Source organism: uncultured Brevundimonas sp. (genome assembly GCF_937870815.1).
GTDB lineage: Bacteria > Pseudomonadota > Alphaproteobacteria > Caulobacterales > Caulobacteraceae > Brevundimonas.
Genome location: NZ_CALMZS010000116.1, coordinates 13,443 through 36,844, shown reverse-complemented (window position 1 = coordinate 36,844; position 23,402 = coordinate 13,443). Strand labels below are relative to the sequence as shown.

Sequence of the window (23,402 nt, the reverse complement as noted above, 5' to 3'; positions counted from 1 at the left end):
ACGAGACGCCCCTCCCGGTGAGGAGGGGCGCCCAGTCTAGGCCGGCGATCGTGTCAGAACTTGTAGCTGACACCGCCCATGTAGGTCGTTCCGCTCTGGTTCTGATTGTAGAGATACTGGTTTCGACCCCAGAACTGAGTGTCCTTCTCGTTGGTCAGGTTGACGGCGTCCAGGGTGAGCTGGAGGTCGTCGGTGATGTTGAAGAAGGCGGCGGCGTCGACGTAGGTCGAGGCTTCGAAGCCCCGCGTGCCGGCGCTCATCGGATTATCGCTGTAGCCGCTGAACCAGGTGTCGCGGTGGCTCATGGAGGCGCGGGCGCCCCACCGGCTCGTCTCGTAGTAGACGGTGGCGTTGTAGCTCTCGGGCGAGAAGCCGGTCAGGTCCTGGTCGGCGTCCACCTTGGTGTAGTTGGCCGTCACGCCGAAGCCGTCGAACGGCGCCGGCAGGAAGGTCAGCTGCGCCTGAACCGTCAGCTCCAGGCCTGTCAGCGTGTTCGTGCCCTCGATGTTGATGGGCATCGTGAACTCGCTGACGATCGTGCTTTCCGTGGCCCCGGGGATGGCGCCGGACGGAACGCCTGTCTCGCTGAACGGCACGTTCTCCAGCAGGATCGACCCGATGTAGTTGGTGATGTCCTTCTGGAAGAGGTTGACCGCGACCAGGCCGACGTCGCCGAAGTAGTATTCCAGACCCAGATCATAGGCGTTGACCTTGTAGGGCTCCAGATTCGGATTGCCGCGCGAGGCGGTGATCTCGCCGGAGTCCTCATTCTGGAAGGCGCTGCCTTCGGCCGCCATCGAGCCGAGACCCGGTCGGTTCAGGTTCTGCGTGGCCGAGAAACGGAGCAGGATGTCAGGGGCCACTTCCAGCACCGTGTTCAACGCCGGGAGGACGCCGTCATAGCTGCCCTCGACGTCGGACGTGCCCAGGTAGGCATAGCTGTCGCCCTGGATCCAGCCGACGCTGCGGGTATCGGTCGTGTAGCCGCGCAGGCCGATGTTGCCGCGGAAGCGGCGGCCCATCAGCTCGCTGTCCCAGTCCGCCTGGACAAAGCCGGAGATCGTCTCTTCGGTGGTCTCGAAGACGTTCTCGATGTCCTGCAGCGCGCCGCCCGTGCCGTCGGCGTTGGGGCCGAAGCGGTGGTACTCGCCGTACTTCTCGAAGGCCCGGTCGTAGTTGCCGATCAGCCAGGAGCCGAACTCGTTGGTGAAGACGTCGGCGATGTCGGCGACCGAGGTGCCGCGCGTCTTGCTGCGCGTGCCGTTGACGTTGTCGTCGTAGAAGGTGTCGACGCCGTCCTGACGGAACTTGTGATAGGCGAGGCCGGCGCTGAGGGTCCAGGTGTCGTTCAGTTCGAACCGCGCGTTCAACTCGCCCTCGTGCAGTTCCGATTCATTGTGGAAGCCGCGGTAGTAGAACGAGTCCATCGCGTAGTTGGCCGGGTCGGTGGCGTCGAAGCCCGGGTATTCGAAGGTCGCCGAGCGGCCGTCCGCGCCATAGTTGGCGATCAGGTTGCCCTTGGCGCGCATGTACAGCTTGTCGTCATAGGGGGTCTCATAGGTCGACTTCTCGTAACCGATGTGACCGTCGATCGTCAGGCGATCGGTCAGGTCCCATTTGCCGGTCAGCACGATCTGGTTGAATTCGTTCTCGTTGCGCGACCGGCGGTTTTCGCTGCCGAAGGTCGTGCCGGTCACGTCCGTCATGGTGACGTAGTCGTTGGCGTCCCACGCGATGTCATTGATGACCGACGCCGTCCGGAACATCGCCGGCCAAGGGGCGCCCGCGGCGGCGTCGAAGGCGATCGAACCGGCCGCGTTCAGCGGGCGCGTGGCCAGATGCAGCTCGTCCCGCTCGGTGGTGAACTCGCCGTGCAGCACGTCGAGCGTCAGCTCCATGTTCGCGGTCGGCCGCCATTGCATTGCACCGGTCAGGCCCAGGCGCTCCTGCTCGGCGTTCCAGGACGAGATGCGGTTGCCGTCGGCGAAATACAGGTCGCCGGACAGGAATTTCGCCTGTTGGGCCGCGGTCAGGTTCGAGATGTCCAGGCCGTCGTCGACCATCCTCTGCAGGCGATCCGCGCCGGCTTGCGTGTAATTATAGGTGTTGTGGCCCTGCTCGGTCGTCCGGCGGCGGCTGTAGGCGGCCGAGAAGGAGACGCCGAAGACATTGTCCCAGTTCTGGCTGAGCAGGGCGGCGACGCGCGGCTGGGCGTCGTCGGTGTATTCGTTGGTGCCGACCTTGGCCGTCATGGCGCCGCGGAAGCCGGGACCGGTGTCGAAGGGGCGACCGGTGAACAGGCCGACCGTGCCGGCCATGCCGCCTTCTTTCTGCGACGCCTGGAAGGTCTTTTCGACCTCGACGCGCGAGAACAGTTCAGAGGCGAAGATGTTGAAGTCGAAGGCGCGGTCACGCGAGCGCTGGCCGCGGCTGTCCTGGGCGGAGTCGACATTGCCCAGAACCTCCATCCCGTTCAGCTGAACGCGGCTGAAGTCGGCGCCCAGGCCGCGCAGCGAAATGCGGCGGCCCTCGCCGGCCTCACGGGTGATCTGCACGCCCGGCAGACGCTGCAGCGATTCCGCCAGGTTGAGGTCCGGAAATTTGGCCATGTCCTCGGCGACGATGGCGTCCACCGCGATGACCGAGTCCTGCTTGATGTCGCGCGCGTCGCCGAGCGAACGGCGGAAGCCGGTGACAATGACTTCGTCGAGTTCGCTGTCGACGGCGTCCTGCGCGAAGGCGGGAGCCGTCGTGGTGCTGATGACGACCGCGGATGCGGTGGCCAAAAGCACGGTCTTGAGACTCGGGCGCGCGGCCCGATCGGAAATGCGCTTGAACATGTGTGTGCCCCACATCTGGTCTGGACCAATTCGCTCGTTCGCGCGGACCATCGGCTTGGGACCGGGGCCGCACAGCCGAGACAGGGGTCCAATAGGCTCGGTGGATTGCAGCCCTGTGACGTTTTGAGGGATTTATGTTGAAACGTGTGGGTTTTTGTGAGTTTCCCTGTCTTTGAGGGCATTTTCGCCGGGGTTAGCGTCCAAGCCGCGTTGAAATGCGTGGCATCGTGTGAGATTGAAGCCGGATGGACGTTCAGAATCGGGTGAATCACGCGCCCATGAAGCAGTTGACCCAGGGCGCACGCTTGGCGGCGATCATCCAACTCCTTGAAGAGAAGACCTTCTGGACCGTGTCGGAGTTGGCGGACCGCTTCGAGGTGTCCGAGGAGACCATCCGCCGCGACGCCAGGCAGCTGGGCCAGAGCGGCGTCGTCCAGAAGGTGCACGGCGGTCTTTCGGTCACCAGCAACAAGATCGAGGCGCCCTATCGGCTGCGCCTGCGCGAGAATGCCGAGGCCAAGCAGCGCATCGCCCAGACGGCCGCCGCGCTGGTCAGCGAGGGCATGACGCTGTTGCTGGACGCGGGCACGACCTGCCACTGGCTGGCCCGCAGCCTGTCCCATGTGCGGAACCTGACGATCGTGACCAACAGCGTCGAGATCGCCTACGAAGTTCTGGGCAATCCGGGACAGCGTCTGCTGCTGGCCGGCGGCCCGGTCAACGCGGACTATCACGCCGCCTTCGGCGCGGAGGCCAAAGCTTTCTGCCGCCGCTTCGCGCCGGACCTGACGATCCTGTCGATGGGCGCCGTGGACGCGGAGCGGGGCTTTCTCGACTTCGACGCCGACGAGGCGGCCTTCAAGCAGACCCTGTTGGAACAGGCCCGCAACATCGTCGTCCTCGCGGACCACTCGAAATTCGCCCGGTCCGGCTTCATCCAGGTCGCGGCGTTCGCGGACGTCCAGGAACTGGTGACGGACCGGGAGCCGCCGGCGGATGTCCAGCGCGTCGCCGCGGAGTGGAACACGCGCGTTCACATCGCTCCGGAGCCGGGTGGCGAACCTCATGGAAGCAATGTCTCTGTGGTCTAGTCCAGACAGGGTCCTGACGGCGCGCCGTCGGGACCCGGCGGGGAGCATGCCATGGCGACGATCCAGAACCCCCGCGGCTTCATCACCGCGATGATGGCCTCGGTCGGCGCGGCCGCGGTCTTCACGCCTGCCATAGTCCTGCCGCTGGAGCCGGCGGACAGCCACGGCTGGTATGATCGACAGTTCGAGACGGGCGGCCAGACGTGGCGCGCGGCGGGCCACATCGAGATGGGCCGGACATCCTGGTCGGATCCCGCCGGCGGCGGCCCGGGGCCGCTTCGCCTGACCTAACGGACGCGCGTGTCGACGCTGATCCGCACCGCGTCGTGACGCCAGTACTCGTGGTCGAACTCCACGACGCGGCCTTGCGCGTCGTAGCTGATGCGCTGGACGGCCAGGCCGGGCAGGCCGGATTTCACCCGCAGCGCCTCGGCCTCCTGGCCGGTCAGGGCGCAGGGCTGCATGCTGACCTGGTTGCGGGAGACGGAAATGCCGTACTCGCTTTTCAGGATGTCGGTCAGCGACTGGTCGAAGGAAAAGCGCAACAGGTGAGGCGTGAGGGCGGCGTCGACGACGATCCGCTCGACCAGCACGGCCCGGCCGTCCACGTAGCGGCGGCGGCGGATCATGAAGAGCGGCGCGCCCGGCGGCCGCGAGAAGACCTGAGCCAGCAGCGGGTCGGCGATAATGGGCTCGGCCGAAATCGTCTCCGTCGTCGGATTGCGCCCCTGCGCCTCGACATAGGACATGAAGCCTTCCCAGCGGGTCGGGTCATAGATGACGGGCGGAGGCGAGACGTACCAGCCGCTGCGGTCGCGGCGATAGATCACCCCCTCGGCCTCCAGCTGGAACAGGCCCGCGCGAACGGTGCCGCGCGCGACGCCGACCTCGTCCTGCAGGCGCCGCTCGGACGGCAGCTTGTCGCCAGGCTTCAGATCGCCCGCGGCGATGCGCGCCGCGATGTCGTCGCGCATGCCCAGATAGTGCAGGCCTTCGGACTTCGGGGCTGAGACGGCGTTCGCCATTCGAATCCTGGGGTTGAACCACGTCTTCGATCCGGCCTCGACAGTTCGACGTCAAGGCGCCACGCAACCGCCAACCGCTTTTCACGAAAGCGTCGCCAACCGCGGCTTACCACATTGGTACATACCAGGACTGCCGGCCGTGTCGTGCGGCTGGTCGAACTTTTCTCCTCGTGGAGCGTGTCATGAACCAGTCGATCAAGGGCGCCGCGCTGCTCTTGGCCTTCCTCGCCGCCATGGCGGGCCTGGGCGTCTCGTCCCCCAGCGCCGCCCAGACGGCCGGCCACGTCATCGTCATCGGCGTCGACGGCCTGAGCCCCGACGGCGTGAGGCGCGCCGCCACGCCGACCTTGGACGACTTGATGGCGAACGGCAGCTGGAGCCTGCACGCGCGGGCCGTGATGCCGACCACCAGCGGCGCCAACTGGGCCTCCATCCTGGACGGCGCCGGACCGGAACAGCACGGCGTGACCAGCAATGACTGGCAGGTGGGCGAGTTCAACTTCCCCACCTCGGTCACCGGCTCCGGCGGCTTCTTCCCGTCCATCTTCCAGATCCTGACGGACCAGCATCCGGAGTGGGAAGTGGGTTCGGTCTATCATTGGGAGGGGTTCGGCAACCTCTATGACCAACGGTTCGTGGACTATGACGTCCACGGCGAGAGCGAGGACGAAACCACCGCCCTGGCGGAGAGCTATATCAAGGCCAAACGGCCTGCCTTCCTGTTCGTCCATTTCGATCATGTCGACCACGCCGGGCACGAATACGGGCATGGCACGCCACAGTATTACGAGGCGGTGGCCAAGGCCGACACCCTGATCGCCCGCATCCGGCAGGCCACCGTCGAGGCCGGCATCGCCGACGATACGGTGATCCTGGTGACCTCCGACCATGGCGGCGTGGGCAAGGGGCATGGCGGGGAGACGCCGGCCGAACTGGAGATCCCGTGGATCGCCTATGGCGACGGCGTCAACCGGGGCGTGGAGCTCGACCTGCCGATCAACACCTTCGACACCCCCGCGACCGTGGCCTGGCTGCTGGGCGCGGACATCCCCTATGCCTGGCTGGGCCGTCCGGTTCGGCCTGCCCTGGCAGGCGAGCCGGCGCCGGTGCAGACCTACCGGACCAGCAGCTTCTACGCCTCGCCGGTCATCGAACCCGTGGGCGACGGCAATGCACCTTCGGGCGGGCTGTTCCTCGGCCAGCCGGCGCGGATGACCATTCGCAATCCCAACGCAGCCGGCGAGGTCCGCTACACGTTGGACAACTCCATCCCCACCGCCGCGTCGCCGCTGTACGCCGGCCCGGTCCAGATCAGCCGCAGCACCATCGTGCGCGCCGGCCTGTTCGTGGACGGCCTCGCCGCCAGCGTTCCAGCCACCGGCTATTTTCGCATTCTGGACGAGAGCGCCGGCCCGCGCGGCGTGACCTACAGCGTCTATCTGCTGCCGGAAGGCCCGGTGCGGCTTCCCGACTTCTCGCGCCTGGCGCCGGCGGCGACGGGACGAGCGCATGAGCTGAGCATCGACGGGCTGACACTGCCGCGCGAAGACGCGGTCGCCGTGGTCTTCGAGGGCTACATCACCATCGCCGCCGCCGGCTCGTACGGCTTCTCGCTGGCCTCTGACGACGGCAGCATTCTGTACATCGACGGCAAGACGGTCGTGGACAACGACGGCGACCACGGGGTGATCACCGCCGCCGGCAGCATCGATCTGCAGCCCGGCAAGCACGCCATCCGCGTCGAATATTTCAATGGCGGCGGCGGCTCGTGGCTGGGCGCCTATTTCGAAGGCCCAGGCATCCCGCGCCAGTTCATCGACCCCAACCTGCTGACCGCGCGTTAGACGTCCAACCCCGCGGGTCGATCCCAGCGATCCGACGATCAAACAGGCCTTTAACGGCACGCGGCGAATCTGGTATAGTCCATCTTTGCCGCCTGGATTCTCTATGACGCGACCGCACTCGGCCGAAGGCTTCGTCTGTTCGATCTTCGCCCTCTTCGATCAGCTCGGCGGCGCCCGCTATGGCGAGGCCGTGACGCAGTTGGAGCACGCGCTGCAATGCGCCCACCACGCGCGCTGCGCCGGAGATTCCGACGCGCTGGTGGCCGCGGCCCTGCTGCACGACATCGGCCACCTGCTGCAAAAGCAGGGCGAGGACGCGGCCGATCGTGGCGTCGACGCCTTTCACGAGCGGATCGGCGCGGCCTGGCTGGCGCAGGGCTTCGGCCCGCAGGTCGTAGAGCCGGTTCGCCTGCACGTGCAAGCCAAGCGCTATCTGGCGACGCGTGAACCGGGGTATCTCGAAACCCTGAGCTCCGCCTCCAGCCAGAGCCTTGAGCTGCAGGGCGGACCGATGAGCGAGGCGGAGGCCGACGCCTTCAGCGCGTCGCCCGGTTTCGAAGCCGCCGTGAGGCTGCGCCGCTACGACGAACTGGGGAAGGTCGAGGGCGCCGCGATCGCGCCGCTGGCCGACTACCGCGACCTGCTGATCGCGCTCGCCGCGCAAAGCCGGGCGGCGGCCCCGGTCTCTCGGACAACCGCCTAGAGGTCGGCCCCGACCCTATCCGCCACGACGGGCCGCCTCGGCTTCCAGCGCCGGAACGAGATCGGCGACCGTGTCGATGACCAGGTCGGCGCCGGCGGCGCGCAACCGGTCGGCGGCCGCGTCCAGCAAGGCGGCGCGTTCGTCGGCGCTCAGGTCGGCCAGCGCCGGCGCCGTCAGGCCCGCCATATTGCCCGACGCGGCCACGCCCACCGTGAAACAGCCCGCATTGCGGCCCTCGGCGATCCCGACCTCGGCGTCGTCGACCTTGACCACGCGCGTGAGCGGCCAGACGCCGAGCTCGGCGCTGGCCTTGTAGATCATCAGCGGCGAAGGCCGTCCCTGCGGCGTCTCGTGCGCGCAGACAACCAGGTCGGGCGCATAGCCCTGTTCGGCGGCGCGCGGCAGGATCGTCTGCATCATCTCGCGCGTGTAGCCGGTGCAGGAGGCGATCTTCAGGCCCTGCTCGCGCAAGCGGGCCGTGGCGGCGGCGGCGCCGGGGATCAGGTCTGCGGTCTCCCCGGCCAGCCGGACCATCGGAGCCTGGAGCTCAGCCATCACCCGTCCGACCGCCGCCTGATCCGCCGCAGCGCCGTTCGCGCCCCGCCAGGCCCGTGCGATCCGGGGCTGTTCGAACATGGCGCGGACATGGTCGGCCTTGGCGCGCCCCATGTCGCGGCGCGCCTCCTCTTCAGCGACCGTCACGCCGAGGGCGGCGAAGGCCTCGATCAGCGCCAGCACCGGCGCGCGGCTGCCGAAATCCACCGTGGTGCCGGCCCAGTCGAAGACGACCATGTCGAAGCAGTCGCGGATGGAGGTCATGGTTCGGAAATCTCCTCGAACAGGTGTGCGATCACCTCCTCGCCGAAGGCGAAGCCGGTGGAGGCGCCGTTGCCGGCGGTGACGAGCGCAAGACGCACGCGCGGATGCGGCGCCTCGATCAGACCGGCGTTGGGGCCGCGCGCATAGGTTCCGGTCCAGCGCTGCAGCACCGGCGGCGCCGGACGCCCGGTGGCGGCGCGCCACTCGTCCAGGATCAGCCGGTCAACCGCCTCGCTGGCGAACTGGTCCGGTGTGGCGGCATCGTGATGGCTGTCGCCCACCACCAGGGCGCCGTCGGCGTCCTGCACGGCGATCAGATGGACGCCGTTGGCGAGGGCGTCGCCCTGCTCCGCCTCCAGCCGCGCGCGCAGGGCGGCCGCTTCGGGCAGGTCGGCGTAACCGCCGTAACGGACGAGGCCCAGGTCCGACATCAGCGGCGCCGGCAGGACGAAGCCGGGCGAAGCCAACCGAAGCATCTGCAGCTTGCAGCGCACCAGCCCGGCCTCGGCCAGCCGGTCCGGGAACAGGCTGACGAAGTCGTCGCCGGGACAGACCACCGCCGCCTCGGCCTCGACCACGCCCTGGGCGGTGACGATGCGCGGCGGTTCGACCGCATGGACGGCGGTCTGGCGCAGAAAGACGACGCCGAATCGATCGGCCAGCCACGCCGCCAGGCGCGGGATCGCCGTGCGCGAATCCACGCGCAGGTCATGCGGGCTCCAGAGGGTCGCGGCGGTTTCGGGACCGGTCACCTCCGGCGCCCGTGCGCGCGCCTCGTCCGCCGACAACAGGCGACACCCCTCGCCCATTTCGGTCGCCATGAAGGCGTCCAGCACCGCCACGGCCTCGGGGCGCCGGACCGGCAGCCAAAGGCCGCGTTGCAGAATCGGGATGCCCGCCTCGGCGGCGATTTCATCCCAGACGGCGCGGCTGCGGCACGCCCGGCGCCAGACCAGGCCGCGCGGCTGGCCGGTGACGGTGACGAAGCCGAAATTGTGGATCGAGGCGCCGTTCGCCTGGGCGTCGCGGTCGATCACGACGACCGACAGGCCCCGGCGGGCGGCGGCCAGGGCGCAGGCCAGGCCGACGATGCCCGCCCCCACCACCGCGATGTCGTAGCGCATGCCCATGCGTCAGTTCACAGGTCGAGCCGATGCGATCCGCTCAATCTCGGCTTCGCCGCACCGGCCTGCCGCGCGCACCGGGTTGCACAGCGCCGCCGCATGGCCCGGCAGCCGCGCCTGGTATCCTCCGGCGAACCGCGCGTCCGGCCGCATATAGTCGGTCGAGACATATTGCGCGCCGGAGGCCAGGGCCGCGTCGCGGCGCCGGACGTCGTTGGCGCGCGCCTCCGCCGTGTCCGCGTCGGCTCGGGTGCGGACGATGAAGCCGGCCTGAACCGCCGCCCGGATGCGCGAGCCGTCGGAGACGGGGTCATTGAGCGTGAGATAGGCGGCGGCCGGCGAGGCCTCGTCGGTATTGATGAAGAAGATTCTCCCTTCCAGCGATCGCCGCGCGCCGCGATAGGCGGCGGCCTTCTCCTCGCCCTCATCGAGGGCGAACAGCACCTTCCCGCGGGCCTGACCCAGCGTCGGCCAGGCGCCGGCCAGGACAGCCTCGCGCAACGTCGGATGGTCCCCTTGCACGTCGTCGGGCGTAATGAGCGCGTCGGCGGGAAACACGTTTTGCACCTCCCGATCCAGCGCGTCCCAGGCGGCGGCGTCGAACGGCAAGGCCGACGTTCCCCGCGGCAGCGGCGAGGCATCGGTCTTGGCGTTGAACATCAGCAGCAGCGGCGCATGGTCCGGGTGGGCCAGGGACCAGCGCCGGATGACGCCCAGACAATCGGCCAGCAGCACGCAGACGCTGAACACATCGACGTCCTGGACGTGCATCACCTTGAAGCCCGGCTCAGCGAGCGCGGCTCGTCGCACCGGATCGAGCGTCAGGCCCGCGACGGCGAGACCGGCCGGATTGAGAAAACGCCCGCCCTCGGGATCATAATAGACGTCGATCTCCAGCTGGCGGGCGCCGTCGTCCAGCTGCCGGCTGAGCGGCTGATGGCTATAATCCAGGCCGTCCGCCCGGCCCGGGTCCGCCTGCCTCAGCAGGGCCATCAGCGATGCCGGCATCGCCTCCTTGTAGCTGTTGTGCGTGCCGACCATGAGCAGGTCGTTCAGCTTCAGATTGGCGTCCATCCAGGCCCGCTGGCACGACGCGCGCGCACGGTCCGGCGAAGCCGCTGTGAGGTCGCACGGGGCCTGCGCCATGCCCAGGCTGGTCATCCCCAGCATCGCCGCCGCCCACCGCATGCGCCCCATCTCCGTCATTCACCCGTCGCAGCATTGGTCTAGACCACATCCATGCAACGAGACCATGTCAAGCAATGAACCGGCTGCGGCCCTGGCTGGCGCGGGCCAACCCCGTGGTCTTCGTCCTTTTCGCCGGTCTCGCCGGGTTTTGCGCGTACTTCTCGATGTACGCCTTCCGCAAGCCGTTCACCGCCGCGACCTTCGACCTGGTTCCCGGCTGGGACTTCGCGCTGGACTACAAGATCGCGCTCGTGATCGCCCAGGTCGCCGGCTACGCCCTGTCCAAGCTGATCGGCGTCAAGATCATCGCGGAGATGCGGCCCGAGCGACGGGCGGGCGCCATAGTGCTGCTGATCGGCGCCTCATGGATCGCCCTGGTCCTGTTCGCGGTCGTCCCCGCGCCCTGGAACGTGGCGGCCCTGTTCCTCAACGGCCTGCCGCTGGGTCTGATCTGGGGGCTGGTGTTCGGCTTCATGGAGGGACGGCGCACCAGCGAGGTGCTGGGCTCGATCCTGTGCGCCAGCTTCATCCTGTCGTCCGGCGTGGTGAAGTCGGTCGGCAAGACGTTGATGGACGGCTTCGACGTCAGCGCCTTCTGGATGCCGGCGGCGGTCGGCCTGATCTTCATGCCGCTGCTGGCCATCTCCGTCCTGGCGCTCGCCGCCCTGCCCCCGCCCAGCGCCGCGGACGAGGCCGAGCGCGTGGCGCGCCGGCCGATGATGGCCAGGGAACGCGCCGCCTTTCTGGCCGCGCACTGGCCAGTGCTGGTGCTTCTGGTCGCCGCCTATGTGATGCTGACGGCGTTCCGCGACCTGCGCGACAATTTCGCCGCCGAGATCTGGCAGGCGCTCGGCTACGGCGACGCCGCATCGGTGTTCACCGCCAGCGAAGGCCCGGTGGCGGCGCTGTCGCTGGTGGCGATGGGCGTGCTGATCGCGGTGAAGAACAACGGCCGGGCCCTGTTGCTGATGCACGGGGTGATCCTGGCCGGCTTCGCCATCCTGGGCGCCTCGACCCTGGCCTTCCAGCACGGCCTGCTGTCGCCGATCGCCTGGATGATCGCCGGCGGCGCGGGCCTTTACCTGGCCTACACGCCCTTCAACGCCATGCTGTTCGACCGGATGATCGCCTATTCCGGCACCGTCGCGACCGCCGGTTTCCTGATCTATGTCGCGGACGCGTCGGGATATCTGGGCAGCGTCATCCTGCTGCTGGTCCGCAACTTCGCCGCCGTCGATCTGGCCTGGCTGCCCTTCTTCGTCGGAGCCGCCTACGCCACCAGCCTGGCCGGCCTCGTGCTGGTGACCGGTGCGGCCGTCCTGTTCTTGCGTGGCCGCGGGGATGGCTCGGCGCGTGAGACAAGAGCCGAAACGCAATAGCGCGCAGACGTCACCGTTCGGGGGCGCAGGCGCCCGTAAATCCACCACCGCGAGGGTACAGGATCGCACTGTCCGAACCCGACCGCCAGAGTCGCAGGCCGACAAATATTGAGGCGTTGATTTAGTTGATGAATATGGCTCGTATAGAATTCTGCGTGATGACGCCCTCTTTCAAGACCTATTTCGGAGCGCACGCCTGTTGAAGACAGAATCCGGAACGGAGGTTGCTGGATCATCTCACCAGGCTCCAAGGAGTGATCACGGCTGTTTGATGAACATGCCCTTGAACAGGTCTTCTGATCGTTGCCGGCCTTCCTCCGTGAAGACGACGGACTTCGTCTTGCCGACGGGATCGCTGATCATACCCTTCTCGTGGAGCCGGTTCATCGCCTCCCAGTCGAAGCCCTTCCAGGCTCGAAATCCGTCGTGAAGGCCGAGATGGAGCAGCGCCAGAACGGCGTCATCGATCCTGTCCGTGTCGAGGACCAGCTTGCCCTTGGCCATGCTCGCGTCTCCTTCTCATTCGCCTTCCCAACATGACAAGACGCCCGGCGCCCCACAACCGCCAGACGGTCGTTGAGGGACTCGGCCCTCACCGCTAGCATCCCGTCATGCAAGCAGATCGGGCGACCAGACCCTCCCCATCGACGCGCTCTCCGGGCAAGAGCCCGCGGAAAGGCGGGCGGGCTCGAACCGTCCTTGAGCGGCCGGCCGCGCCCCTGGGCTGGGACACCAGCGACGAGCACGAGATCGAGCTCCGGCGCTGGCGCGGGCGCACCGAGATCACCACCGTCGAGGCCATGGAGATGGAGCATCCCATCTTCGGGACGTTTCGGACCTGGTCGGGGAGCGGGACCGTCTATGAGGTCGAAATCCGCTCCCTGGACGGCCTTGAGAATGCATGCGGCTGTATCGACCATCGGGTGAACGGTCTGGGGACGTGCAAGCACATCGAAGGCGTCCTGGCGGGACTGCGTCGCCGAGGTATCCGGGCCTTCCGCCAGGCCACGGCCGAGGGTTCCCAGCGCGTCGAGGTGTTCCTTCGTCGCGACAGCACGCCCACGCCGGTCCTGTCCTGGCCGCGCGTTGAGAGCGAGGGGACCGCGGCCGTTCGCGACTGGCTGGCGCCCCACCTCGATCCGGAGGGACGCCTGGGCGCCGAGCCCGCCGATGTCGAAGCCCTCATCGGCGCCTTCGCCACCGCGCCGACGCCGGTGCGGGAGCACCTGCGCCTGTCCCGCCACTTTGGCCCGTGGCTGGAGCGGCATAGGCGGGAACGGTCGCGGTTGGAAGCGCGCGCAGATTTCGCCGCCGAGGTCGAACACGATCCGGGGGTCCTGGACATGCTGCGCCATCCCCTGCTGCCCTATCAGCGGGAGGGCATGGCGCACCTGGCCTTCGGCGAGCGCGCCCTGCTGGCCGACGAGATGGGTCTGGGCAAGACCGTCCAGGCCATCGCCGCCTGCGAGCTGCTGGCCCGCCGCAAGGGCGTGGAGCGGGTGCTGGTGGTCTGCCCCGCGTCCCTCAAGGCGGAGTGGGAGGAACAGATCGCCCGCTTCACCGAGCGGCCGACCCGATCGGTGTTCGGCCCTCGCCCGGCGCGGCTCTTCGCCTACCGCGATCCGCCATTCTTCACCATCGTCAACTACGAGCAGGTGGTCAGCGACGCCGAGGCGATCAACGATCTGCTGAAGCCGGACATCGTTATCCTCGACGAGGCCCAGCGGATCAAGAACTGGCGCACCAAGACGGCCGGCAAGGTCAAGTCGCTGCGCTCGCCCTACGCCTTCGTGCTCACCGGCACCCCGGTGGAGAACCGCATCGACGAGCTCTATTCCATCGTCCAGTACCTCGATCCGGAGCTGGTCGGGCCGCTGTTCCAGTTCAACCGCAGCTTCTATGAACTCGACGAGCGCGGCCGGCCGGTGGAGTACCGCAATCTCGCCGAACTGCGCCGCCGGGTCGAGCCGGTGCTGCTGCGCCGCCGCAAGTCGGACGTGGAAACCGAGCTGCCTGGGCGCACGGTGACCACCTACTTCGTGCCGATGGCGCCCGAGCAGGCCGATCGCTACGAAGAGTATCGCGCCCCCATGGCCAGGCTGGCGGCCACCGCCCAGCGCCGGCCGCTGACCCCGGCCGAGTTCGACAAGATGCAGATGCTGATGGCCTGCATGCGGATGATCTGCGACACCCCCGCCATCCTCGACCCCGACTGCCGCGTCTGTCCCAAGCTGGAGGAGCTCGAGGGCATCCTCGGCGACCTGCTGCAGGAGCCCGACCGCAAGATCATCATCTTCTCCGAATGGGAGCGGATGCTAGGGCTGGTGCGCGAACTGGCCGGGCAGCTCGGAGTCGAGGCGGCCTGGCATACCGGCTCGGTCCCGCAGGTCCGTCGCCGCGAGGAGATCAACCGCTTCAAGAACGACCCCAATTGCCGGCTGTTCCTGTCCACCGACAGCGGCAGCGTCGGCCTGAACCTGCAGGCCGCCAGCGCGGTGATCAACATCGACCTGCCCTGGAATCCGGCCAAGCTGGAGCAGCGCATCGCCAGGGCCTGGCGCAAATATCAGACCCGGTCGGTGACGGTGATCAACCTGGTCACCGAAGGCAGCATCGAGCACGCCATCCTGCACCTGCTGAACGTCAAGCAGGTGCTGGCCGATGGCCTGCTGGACGGCCAGGGCGACATCGGCGAGCTGAAAATGCCCTCCGGCAGGGGCGCGCTCGTGGACCGCATGCGCTCCATGCTGGAAGCCGCCGACGGCCTCGGGCCCAAAATCGTCTCGCCTGAAGACGCCGTCGCGGCCGACCTGCGCCGTCGCCATGGCGAAAGGGCGTTGCGGATCGAAGTCCAGACCGGCCCTGGCGGCGCGGTGCGGATGCTGGCGGTGCTGGACCTCGACAGCGACGGTCTCGCCGCCGAGGCCGAACGCCTGAGTCGGCGCCAGGACGCATCGAGCCTGCCGGTGGAGGTCGTTGACCGGACGACCTGGCTGACGCTCCGCCGACTGGCGCGGTCGGGCGTGCTCGACCTGACCAGCGGACCACGGCGGATACTGCATGTCTCGCCCGAGTTCGCCGAGCCCGATGCCGCGAGCAGCCCGCTGGCGCCGGACGATGCCTGGCGCGACGAGGCGGAGCGAGCGATCAGGATGGCCTGCGTGCTCGCCGACGGCGGCTTTCCGGAGGAGGCGCCGCCCTTGTTCGCCAAGGCGCTGCGCTACGCCGTCGCTGCGCGTCTGCGGGCGGCGGGAGAGGCGGCGGCCGACCCTTCGACGGCGAACGCCGAGCAGACGCTCGACCTCTTGAAACAGAGCGGATTGTCCGAGGAGGCCGAGCGGGTCCTGGCGGCATTGCGGCCGGGCGCCACGACGCCAACGCCCTCGGAAGCCGCCGAACTCGCCCGGTCAACCGCCCGCCTGGTCACCGCCCTGGCGGTGGTTCAGGCGCCAGAACCTGCTGTTGCGCTGGCGGCTTTGACAGGCTGATTGCCCGCTGCGCGGCCCACCGCCACCGTGTAACCCAAGCTCCTGTAGCCTGCCCCACGCTTGGCGGCCGGCCGCGGCAAACTCGACCTGGTCCAGGCCAAGCTGATCGGCTCAACACCATGATCCCACCACCAAATTTGCATCAGAGCCCCTTTTTAGACGCCGATTGACAACCGTCGTTCTCCCGGTCGTTAGCGGCAGGGGGCGTCTTCAGCGGCTTCGCGCGAGGCTCGGCCAGCGCAGCACATCTCAGCCGCCACTCGACTGAGACGTTATGGCTCTGCGGCCATTGCGCGCCCGACCTCGCGGAACGGCTGGAGGCGATGGTCGCGGACGCCGAGCGCGGCGAGGTCCGACGCCAGCCGGGCCAGGGCGGCGCGGTCGAGCAAGACGTCATGAACCGTCGTGCGGATATCGCAGGCGACGCCGCTTGCAAGAACCTGCACGAGGCCCGCCCTGGCCTTGGCGCCGCTGCCGGCGACACTGGTGATGCGCTCGTAGTCGTCGAATGCGGCCTTGACGTCGAAGCCGATCCAATCGACCAGCGTCAGCACCTCAGCGAGCCGCGCGGGATACGGCCCAGCGGTATGCAGCCCGACGCGGAAGCCGAGCGCACGCACCGCGCGCATCGCCTCCGGCAGCGCCGCCTGCAAGGTCGGTTCGCCGCCCGAGAACACGACGCCGTCGAGCAGGCCCCGGCGGCTGTCGAGGAAGGACAGGACATCGGGCCACCCGATCCGCCGCTCGGCGTCCGGCGGGATCAGGTCCGGGTTATGGCAATAGCCGCACGACCACGGGCAACCCTGGCAGAACACCGTGGCCACCAGCTCGCCCGGCCAGTCGCAAGTGGACAGCCGCGCCAGCCCGCCGACACGCAGCTCAGCTGAGCGCGGCGCGCGCTTCACTGAAGAACCGTCGTTCATTGTGCTCGCCCTTCTTGCCGAGATTGAAGGAGGACACCGGCCGATGATAGCCCATCACGCGCGTCCAGACCTCGCAGGGCTGGCGCTCGTCGTCGCGGAGCGTGATCTCGTCGGTGGCGATGTGTTCGGTCATGTGAGCCTCCTCTTCAGTGCGCGGCAGCCTGCCGCTTGGTCGCGAGCCGTTCGGCGTCGCATTTCGGACAGAAGGCGTGCTCGCCTTCGAGATAGCCGTGCGTCGGACAGATCGAGAATGTCGGCGTGACGGTAATGTAGGGCAGATGGAAGCGGGTGAGCGCGCGGCGCACGAGCTTCTTGCACGCCTCGCCCGAGGACAGGCGCGAGCCCATGTAGAGGTGCAGCACCGTGCCGCCGGTATATTTGCGCTGCAGCTCGTCCTGGCGTTCCAGCGCCTCGAACGGGTCGTCGGTGAAGTCCACCGGAAGCTGGCTCGAGTTGGTGTAGTAGGGATTCTCCTTCGAGCCGGCCTGCAGGATGCCGGGCCAGCGCTTACGATCTTCCTTGGCGAAGCGGTAGGTGGCGCCCTCGGCGGGAGTCGCCTCAAGATTGAACATTGCCCCTGTCTCCGCCTGGAACCCTGTGATCCGCTCGCGCACATGGTCGAGCAGCCGCACCGCGAAGGCGTGGCCCCAGGACGTCGTGATGTCCTCGCAGTCAGCGGTGAAGTTGCGGATCATCTCGTTGACGCCGTTGACGCCGAGCGTCGAGAAGTGGTTTCGCAACGTGCCGAGGTACCGCTTGCTGTAGGGGAACAGGCCGTCGTCCATGTAGCGCTGCACCACCTTGCGCTTGATCTCCAGGCTGTTGCGGCCCATCTCCAGCAGGGCGTCTAGGCGGCGGAAGAGGCCCGCCTCGTCACCCCGATGGAGGTAGCCGAGGCGCGCGCAGTTGAGGGTGACGACTCCGATCGAGCCGGTCTGCTCGGCGCTGCCGAACAGACCGTTGCCGCGTTTCAGCAGCTCGGTGAGGTCGAGCTGCAGCCGGCAGCACATGGAGCGGATCATGTGCGGCTTCAGCTCGGAATTGATGAAATTCTGGAAGTAGGGAAGGCCGTACCGGGCCGTCATCTCGAACAACCGGTCGGCGTTCTCACTGTCCCAGGGAAAGTCCGGGGCGATGTTGTAGGTCGGAATCGGGAAGGTGAAGACCCGGCCCTTGGCGTCGCCGCGCGTCATCACCTCGATGTACGCGCGGTTGATCATGTCCATTTCCGGCTGGAGCTCGCCGTAGGTGAAGTCCATCTCCTCGCCCCCGATCACCGGCGTCTGGTCGCGCAGATCCTCCGGACAGGTCCAGTCGAACGTGAGGTTGGTGAACGGCGTCTGCGTGCCCCAGCGCGAGGGAACATTGAGGTTGTAGATGAGCTCCTGGATGGACTGCCGCACCTCGCCGTAGCTGAGCCGGTCCTTGCGGATGAATGGGGCCATGTAGGTGTCGAATGAGCTGAAGGCCTGCGCACCGGCCCATTCGTTCTGCAGCGTGCCGAGGAAGTTGACGATCTGCCCGACTGCGCTGGTGAGGTGTTTCGGCGGCCCCGCCTCGACCTTTCCAGGCACGCCGTTCAGGCCTTCGGTCAGCAGCGTACGCAGCGACCATCCGGCGCAGTAGCCGGCGAGCATGTCAAGATCGTGGATATGGATGTCGCCTTCGCGGTGCGCAAGGCCGATCTCCGGCGGATAGATGTGCGATAGCCAGTAGTTGGCGACGACCTTGCCGGACAGGTTGAGGATGAGGCCGCCCAGGGAATAGCCCTGGTTGGCGTTGGCGTTCACCCGCCAGTCGGTGCGGTCGAGATACTCGTTGATGGAGACGGCGACCTCCACGACCGTCTTGCGGTCGGCCCGTGCCAGTCCGCGCTTCTCGCGATAGACGATATAAGCGCGCGCGGTGGCAAAATGGTCGGCCGCCATCAGCACATGCTCGACGACGTCCTGCACCGCCTCGATATCCGGCGTCCTGCCGGCCAGACGGTGAGCGATGACCTTGATCGCCTGGCTGGCGATCCGGTCGATCTCATCACCGCCGAATTCGCCGGTCGCCTGGCCAGCACGCGCGATCGCAGAGCGGATCTTGCCGACGTCGAAGGCGACCGTCTCGCCGCTGCGCTTGACGATCACCGGAGGCGGTGAAGCCTGCGGTGGATTGTCTCGAAGCATTCCGGACAACGTGGACATCGGGCACCCCGTTTGGGTTGGGGCGAGGCCGGGGCAGACGCATGCAGGCAAACCGCTCGGCCGGGCCGGCCGATTGCCGCAGACGACCGCCGGGACACCCCGCCCGGGGACATTTCGGTTGTCGCGGCAGGTCTCCTGGCTCGCGGGTCGCAGCTTCTGTCCAGCCTTCCCAGGACCTTGCGGCTCCAGTGACATCCGATGGACTTCGGCTCGCCGCTTACAGTTGCGGGGGCAGCTCCGGCCTTGGCTTGCGCCGCACCGGCTTCCCTCTTAGCCCTCTATCTTGCGATTCGAGGGACCGTGACCCCTATATTTAGTAGTCACGCCGAGCTCCTGTCAAGAGATCTCAGCCGGCTTGGCGCGGGGGCCGCGCGCGCTTCGCAACGGTCATCGTCACGACCAACCTCGCCTTCGGCGACCACCACCGGTGAATTGGGGATCGGCCCCGCGGTCCAGATAATGCGGAAATCCTCGAGATCGACCAGACCCCGCCGCGCCATGGTGAAATGGGCGCCGGTGCTGAATCCGGTCTCGGGCGTGCCGCCCGAGACCATGGCGACGATGGTGTCGAACTGGGATGGGCAACGAGGGCGATACCGTCAGATGTGACGGCATCATGGTTTCGAGACCCTCCGAAAGGCTCCGAAAGGCTCCGAAAGGGTCTCGAGAGAATTCACTTTTTATCAGTTACTTATCGGAATATCCGCAAGCGATCTCGAATGGTCCCGAAAGGCCAGGACTATTCCCACTCGATTGCCATAAGTTTTATAAGCGGTTGGTTTTATTAATCTATTTTTGCCGGTCGCTTCACACACCGATCCGCATACCGAGTATGCCGTAACGCTTTTGAAAATATTGAAGAAACTCTAAGCAATAAAAAACCCGTGATCGCGACATCTTTCGAGATGTATTGACAACGTCGCGAGTCTGGTTCGCGAGGTAAACTTCGATCATATCGGCGAATCAGAATAGCACGCGGCGTTGTCTGCCACGATAACCTCCCATGAGGTCGCCACTCCGTCCCGCCGCCCCATCTCTGGGGGGCTCTTCAGCGCCAATTCCGGACTCAGGCTCCCAGCCTGCAAGCAGACCTTTCGAAGCTTACATCCAACGCCGCTACGGCCTCTGCGGTTATCCAGTTTGAGTGTCTGCGAAGCGAGAGCACCGCTTCCATCCAACGCCTTGGGCGACGACCGCCCCGGCCCGGCGGCGCCTCATCCGGACAGGCTGTTGAATCCCGCCATCGCCGGCAGCGCAAGAGCGCATATGCTGTGGCCTGCCCGAGGAGCATAGAGCGGTAGGACGACAGGTCGGCCGTTAGACCGGCACGGCCGGGCAGGTCCGCGCGACATAGTCGCCGTGCCCAGGCATGACGGCGACACATTTGCGGATGACGCCTTCGACATTTTCCAAAAACGCCGCCACCTCGGCCTCGCTCCTGACATCGACCAGCGGATCATATCCGCGCGGAATGACGCCCTGGCCGAGGAAGACCTGAATCCAGCTTTCCTCGGCGAACAGTTCCTCGTCCTCGCGAAAAATGCGGCCGTTGACGGCGAACAGGTCGATCTTCCGCTGGAGGGTGTCGGGAACCTCCATGTCGCGGCAGTAGCGCCAGAAGGCCGAGTCGTCCCGCGCTGTGGCCTTGTAGTGAAGTATGATGAAGTCGCGGACGCGCTCGTACTCGAAGTCAGTCTGGCGGTTGAACTCGGCGATGGTGGCCGGGTCGAAACCGGCGTCGGGCATCAGGCGGACCATGCGGATGATGGCCGACTGGATAAGGTGGATGCTGGTCGACTCGATCGGTTCGAGGAAGCCGCCGGCGAGGCCGATGGCCAGGCAGTTCCTGTTCCACGCCTGCTTGCGCTTGCCGGGCAGGAAGCGGAGCCGGTTCGACTCGGCGAGCTGCTCGCCGTCGAGGTTGGCGAGCAAGACCCGCTCGGCCTCGTCGTCGTCGATGTGCGCGCTTGAGTAGACGTGGCCGTTGCCGGTGCGGTGCTGCAGCGGTATGCGCCATTGCCAGCCCGCCGAGCGGGCGGTGGCGCGGGTATAGGGGGTGAAGGGCTCGGTCCGCGTACAGGGTACCGCCATAGCCCGGTCGCAGATCAGCCAGCGGCTCCAGTCCTCGTAACCGGTCTTCATGGCCTGTTCGATGATCAGGCCGCGGAAGCCAGAACAGTCGATGAACAGGTCGGCCTCGATGACCTCGCCGTCCTCCATGGTCACCGACCGGACGAAGCCGTCCTCCGGCCGAAGGGTGACGTCCGCGACCTTGCCCTCGCGCCGCCGTACCCCCTTGGCCTCGGCGAGGCCGCGCAGGTACCGGCCATAGAGGCTGGCGTCGAACTGGAAGGCGTGGGCGATCTGACCGATCGGCGAGTCGACCATCTTCGGGTCGGCCCGCATGAATTTGTTCTCGAGCGCGGCGGCGGTGTTGATCGAGAAATTGGCGAAGTCCGAGGCGCGGCCCAGGCCGTGCATCTTCAGCCAGTACTGATGGCAGCGCAGCCATCCCAGATCGCGCCCGATCAGTCCGAAGCCGTGGATGTAGCTGTGCCCCTTCTTCCACCAGTCGACGAACTGGACCCCCAGCTTGAAGCTGCCGTTGGTCCGCTGCATGAACTCGGTCTCGTCGAGGCCGAGCAGCTCGTTGTATTTCTTGATCGCCGGAATTGTCGCCTCGCCGACGCCGATGATCCCGATGGCCTCCGACTCGATCAGGGTGATCTCGTAGCGGCCCTTGAACAGCTTCGAGAAAAGCGCCGCCGTCATCCAGCCGGCCGTACCGCCGCCGACGATCAGAATCTTCCTGATATGCTGCATGACGTTCGCCCGGCTTGAGTGGCCTAGCCTTCGCAGGTCTGCGGGGTTTGCGGCAAGGGCAGGCGCCCGACCGGGGCCGGACGGGCGTAACTCAGACCATAACCTCGGGCGAACTGGACGAGGTCGCCCTCGCCGGTGCTGCACGCCGACCCGGGCCAGGCGAAGGACAGCCGGCCGCTGAAGTCATGCGCGCCGTCGACCAGAACGTCGGCCAGGCCGCGCCCCTCGGTGCCCGGCAGGAAGGCGGCCACAAAGGCGTCGGAGAGGTTGATCAGGTCGTTGGCGTAGGCCGGACGGCCCGAATAGAGCACCGTCACGACCGGCACGCCCTTGCCCGACACCGCCCGAAGGACCGCCAGGTCGGCGGGATTCTGCAGGCTGTGCTGGACGGGCGCCGGAAAGCGGACGTCGCCATTGTACTCGGCATAGGGCGGCTCGCCCAGGACGGCGACGACGGCGTCGTACCGCGACACGTCGACCCCCGCGCCATCGGCGGACCAGGTGACATTCTCCGCGCCCAGCGCCTCCCGCAGCGCCGCCAGCAGGGTCTGGCCCGTGGCGAAGTCCGCGTTGCTGTTCTCCGTTCCCTGCCAGGTCAGCGACCAGCCGCCGGTCTGGTTGGAGAGGCTGTCGGCGCTGGCCCCGACGACCAGCACCTTGCGGCCGCGCTGCAGGGGCAGGGCGGCGTTGTCATTCTTGAGCAGTACAACGGATTTGCGCACCGCCTCGCGGGCCAGGGCGCTGGCGTCCAGCGCGTCGGCGCGGCCGGTCAGGGCGCTGGCGTCGGCCGGGCGATCGAACAGACCGGAACGCATTTTGACACGCAGGACGCGGGTCACGGCGTCGTCGATCCGCGACTCCGGAACCCGTCCCTCGCGCACATCGGCGACGGTGTTGGCGATGAAGGCGCGCCAGTCCTCGGGCACCATGAACACGTCGATGCCGGCGTTGACCGCCTGTGGGCAGTGGTCCTTGGTGCAGCCCGCGACCTGTTCAATGCCGTTCCAGTCGGACACGATCAGGCCGTCGAAGCCGAGCTCGCCCTTCAGCACCCCGGCGATCAGGTCGCGGTTGCCGTGCATCTTGCCGTGGTCCTGTCCGGATGCCGTGTCGTACCAGCTGCTGTACGAGATCATCACCGTCTGCACATCGGCGTCGAGGGCGCCGAGATAGCCGGCGCCGTGGGTCGACAGGAGATCCTCGCGGGACGTGCGGGTCTGGCCCTGGTCGACGCCGTCGAAGGTGCCGCCGTCGCCCAGATAGTGCTTGGCCGTGGCCAGCACGTCGGCGTCGCCGGTCAGGCCGCCCTGCAGGCCGCGCACCATGGCCTCGCCGTAGCGCCGCACCAGCGCCGGATCACTGGACCAGCTCTCGTAGGTGCGGCCCCAGCGCCGGTTCTGACCCACGGCGACCGTGGGAGCGAAGGCCCAGGTGATGCCGGTGGCGCGGACCTGCCGGGCCGTGGCCCGGCCGATCCGCTCGATCAGCGCCGGATCGTTGGCCGCGCCGAGGCCGATGTTGTGCGGAAAGATCGTCGCGCCCGAGACGTTGTTGTGCCCGTGCACGGCGTCGGTGCCCCACAGCAGGGGGATTCTCACGGCCATGTCCGTGGCCATGGCGGCGTCGGCGTAGGCATCGGCCCAGGCGGCCCATTCGGCGACCGTGGAGCGCTTGTCATTGTCAGGCCAGGCGCCGCCACCGTTCAGCACCGTGCCGATATAGTACCTGCGGACCTCGTCCGGGGTGATGTTGCGCACGTCCGGCTGGGTGATCTGGCCGACCTTCTGCTCGAGCGTCATGCCAGCGACGATGCCGGCGATGCGGGCCTCCATGGCCGGATCGAGGGCGGCCGAACGGCCCGCGGACGCCTCGACCGCCTGCGGCGGCAGGATCGCCGTAGGTGCGCAACCCGCGAGCAGCAGGAGCGAGAGCGAGAGCTTCAGGGCGGGGCGCTTCATACGTG

The 23,402-nt window shown here is 67.3% G+C and carries 18 protein-coding genes and 1 riboswitch; of the genes, 6 read left to right on the top strand and 12 right to left on the bottom strand.

Going from position 1 to position 23,402, the window contains the following annotated elements; all coding sequences use genetic code 11:
- Window positions 1-53: 53 nt before the first annotated feature.
- The gene (locus Q0588_RS07675) at window positions 54-2,840 is read right to left on the bottom strand and encodes a TonB-dependent receptor (RefSeq protein ID WP_298745273.1); all 2,787 of its coding nucleotides are present in this window, start codon (window positions 2,838-2,840) and stop codon (window positions 54-56) included.
- Window positions 2,841-3,118: 278 nt separating this feature from the next.
- Between Q0588_RS07675 and Q0588_RS07670 the strand changes: the two genes are divergently transcribed.
- Window positions 3,119-3,931, top strand: coding sequence for a DeoR/GlpR family DNA-binding transcription regulator (locus Q0588_RS07670; protein WP_298745271.1), 813 nt, complete (start codon window positions 3,119-3,121; stop codon window positions 3,929-3,931).
- Window positions 3,932-3,982: 51 nt separating this feature from the next.
- Window positions 3,983-4,222: a hypothetical protein gene (locus Q0588_RS07665; RefSeq protein WP_298745269.1), complete on the top strand. Its 240-nt coding sequence runs from the start codon at window positions 3,983-3,985 to the stop codon at window positions 4,220-4,222.
- Here the strand turns inward: Q0588_RS07665 and Q0588_RS07660 are convergent.
- Window positions 4,219-4,956: a UTRA domain-containing protein gene (locus Q0588_RS07660; RefSeq protein WP_298745267.1), complete on the bottom strand. Its 738-nt coding sequence runs from the start codon at window positions 4,954-4,956 to the stop codon at window positions 4,219-4,221. The two genes, Q0588_RS07665 and Q0588_RS07660, sit on opposite strands and share 4 nt — an antisense overlap.
- Window positions 4,957-5,138: 182 nt before the next feature.
- On the opposite strand from Q0588_RS07660, the gene Q0588_RS07655 reads away from it, so the two are divergent.
- Window positions 5,139-6,800: an alkaline phosphatase family protein gene (locus Q0588_RS07655; RefSeq protein ID WP_298745266.1), complete on the top strand. Its 1,662-nt coding sequence runs from the start codon at window positions 5,139-5,141 to the stop codon at window positions 6,798-6,800.
- 103 nt (window positions 6,801-6,903) lie between these two features.
- The gene (locus tag Q0588_RS07650) at window positions 6,904-7,503 is read left to right on the top strand and encodes a phosphonate degradation HD-domain oxygenase (RefSeq protein WP_298745265.1); all 600 of its coding nucleotides are present in this window, start codon (window positions 6,904-6,906) and stop codon (window positions 7,501-7,503) included.
- Window positions 7,504-7,518: 15 nt separating this feature from the next.
- Here Q0588_RS07650 and phnX read toward each other — a convergent pair whose 3' ends face one another.
- Genes phnX through Q0588_RS07635 form a run of 3 tightly spaced genes read right to left on the bottom strand, consistent with a single transcriptional unit; the run spans window position 7,519 to window position 10,652 of the window.
- Complete coding sequence (gene phnX, locus Q0588_RS07645; RefSeq protein WP_298745264.1) at window positions 7,519-8,322, bottom strand: phosphonoacetaldehyde hydrolase; 804 nt, start codon at window positions 8,320-8,322, stop codon at window positions 7,519-7,521.
- Window positions 8,319-9,446, bottom strand: coding sequence for a TIGR03364 family FAD-dependent oxidoreductase (locus Q0588_RS07640; protein ID WP_366872735.1), 1,128 nt, complete (start codon window positions 9,444-9,446; stop codon window positions 8,319-8,321). The genes phnX and Q0588_RS07640 overlap by 4 nt, the downstream gene beginning before the upstream one ends.
- 9 nt (window positions 9,447-9,455) lie before the next feature.
- Window positions 9,456-10,652: a phosphatidylinositol-specific phospholipase C1-like protein gene (locus Q0588_RS07635; RefSeq protein ID WP_298745262.1), complete on the bottom strand. Its 1,197-nt coding sequence runs from the start codon at window positions 10,650-10,652 to the stop codon at window positions 9,456-9,458.
- A 56-nt stretch (window positions 10,653-10,708) separates the two neighbouring features.
- Between Q0588_RS07635 and Q0588_RS07630 the strand changes: the two genes are divergently transcribed.
- Window positions 10,709-12,013 carry a DUF5690 family protein gene (locus Q0588_RS07630; protein WP_298745261.1) on the top strand — a complete coding sequence of 435 codons (1,305 nt, stop codon included), beginning with the start codon at window positions 10,709-10,711 and terminating at the stop codon, window positions 12,011-12,013.
- A gap of 258 nt (window positions 12,014-12,271) precedes the next feature.
- Here Q0588_RS07630 and Q0588_RS07625 read toward each other — a convergent pair whose 3' ends face one another.
- The gene (locus tag Q0588_RS07625) at window positions 12,272-12,517 is read right to left on the bottom strand and encodes a DUF6429 family protein (protein ID WP_298745260.1); all 246 of its coding nucleotides are present in this window, start codon (window positions 12,515-12,517) and stop codon (window positions 12,272-12,274) included.
- A gap of 107 nt (window positions 12,518-12,624) precedes the next feature.
- Here Q0588_RS07625 and Q0588_RS07620 point away from each other — a divergent pair, with 107 nt between their 5' ends.
- Window positions 12,625-15,501 (top strand): DEAD/DEAH box helicase, encoded by a 2,877-nt coding sequence (locus tag Q0588_RS07620; RefSeq protein WP_298745258.1) that lies wholly within the window; start codon window positions 12,625-12,627, stop codon window positions 15,499-15,501.
- 272 nt (window positions 15,502-15,773) lie between these two features.
- On the opposite strand, the gene Q0588_RS07615 is transcribed toward Q0588_RS07620, so the two are convergent.
- The 6 genes from Q0588_RS07615 to Q0588_RS07590 form a co-directional block, all read right to left on the bottom strand.
- Window positions 15,774-16,424, bottom strand: coding sequence for an anaerobic ribonucleoside-triphosphate reductase activating protein (locus Q0588_RS07615; protein ID WP_298745257.1), 651 nt, complete (start codon window positions 16,422-16,424; stop codon window positions 15,774-15,776).
- A complete protein-coding gene (nrdD, locus tag Q0588_RS07610; protein WP_298745256.1) occupies window positions 16,381-16,557 on the bottom strand; it encodes an anaerobic ribonucleoside-triphosphate reductase in 177 nt (58 codons plus the stop codon). Before nrdD ends, Q0588_RS07615 begins: the two co-directional genes overlap by 44 nt.
- 13 nt (window positions 16,558-16,570) lie before the next feature.
- Window positions 16,571-18,616, bottom strand: a complete 2,046-nt coding sequence (locus tag Q0588_RS07605; protein ID WP_298745255.1) for a ribonucleoside triphosphate reductase — start codon at window positions 18,614-18,616, stop codon at window positions 16,571-16,573.
- A 107-nt stretch (window positions 18,617-18,723) separates the two neighbouring features.
- Window positions 18,724-18,934: riboswitch (cobalamin riboswitch) on the bottom strand.
- A 2-nt stretch (window positions 18,935-18,936) separates the two neighbouring features.
- Window positions 18,937-19,170 carry a hypothetical protein gene (locus Q0588_RS07600; protein WP_298745254.1) on the bottom strand — a complete coding sequence of 78 codons (234 nt, stop codon included), beginning with the start codon at window positions 19,168-19,170 and terminating at the stop codon, window positions 18,937-18,939.
- 763 nt (window positions 19,171-19,933) lie between these two features.
- On the bottom strand, window positions 19,934-21,439 hold the full coding sequence (locus Q0588_RS07595; RefSeq protein WP_298745253.1) for a tryptophan halogenase family protein: 1,506 nt from the start codon (window positions 21,437-21,439) through the stop codon (window positions 19,934-19,936).
- Window positions 21,440-21,462: 23 nt separating this feature from the next.
- Window positions 21,463-23,397, bottom strand: coding sequence for a glycoside hydrolase family 3 protein (locus Q0588_RS07590; protein ID WP_298745252.1), 1,935 nt, complete (start codon window positions 23,395-23,397; stop codon window positions 21,463-21,465).
- Between the last annotated feature and the right edge of the window lie 5 nt (window positions 23,398-23,402).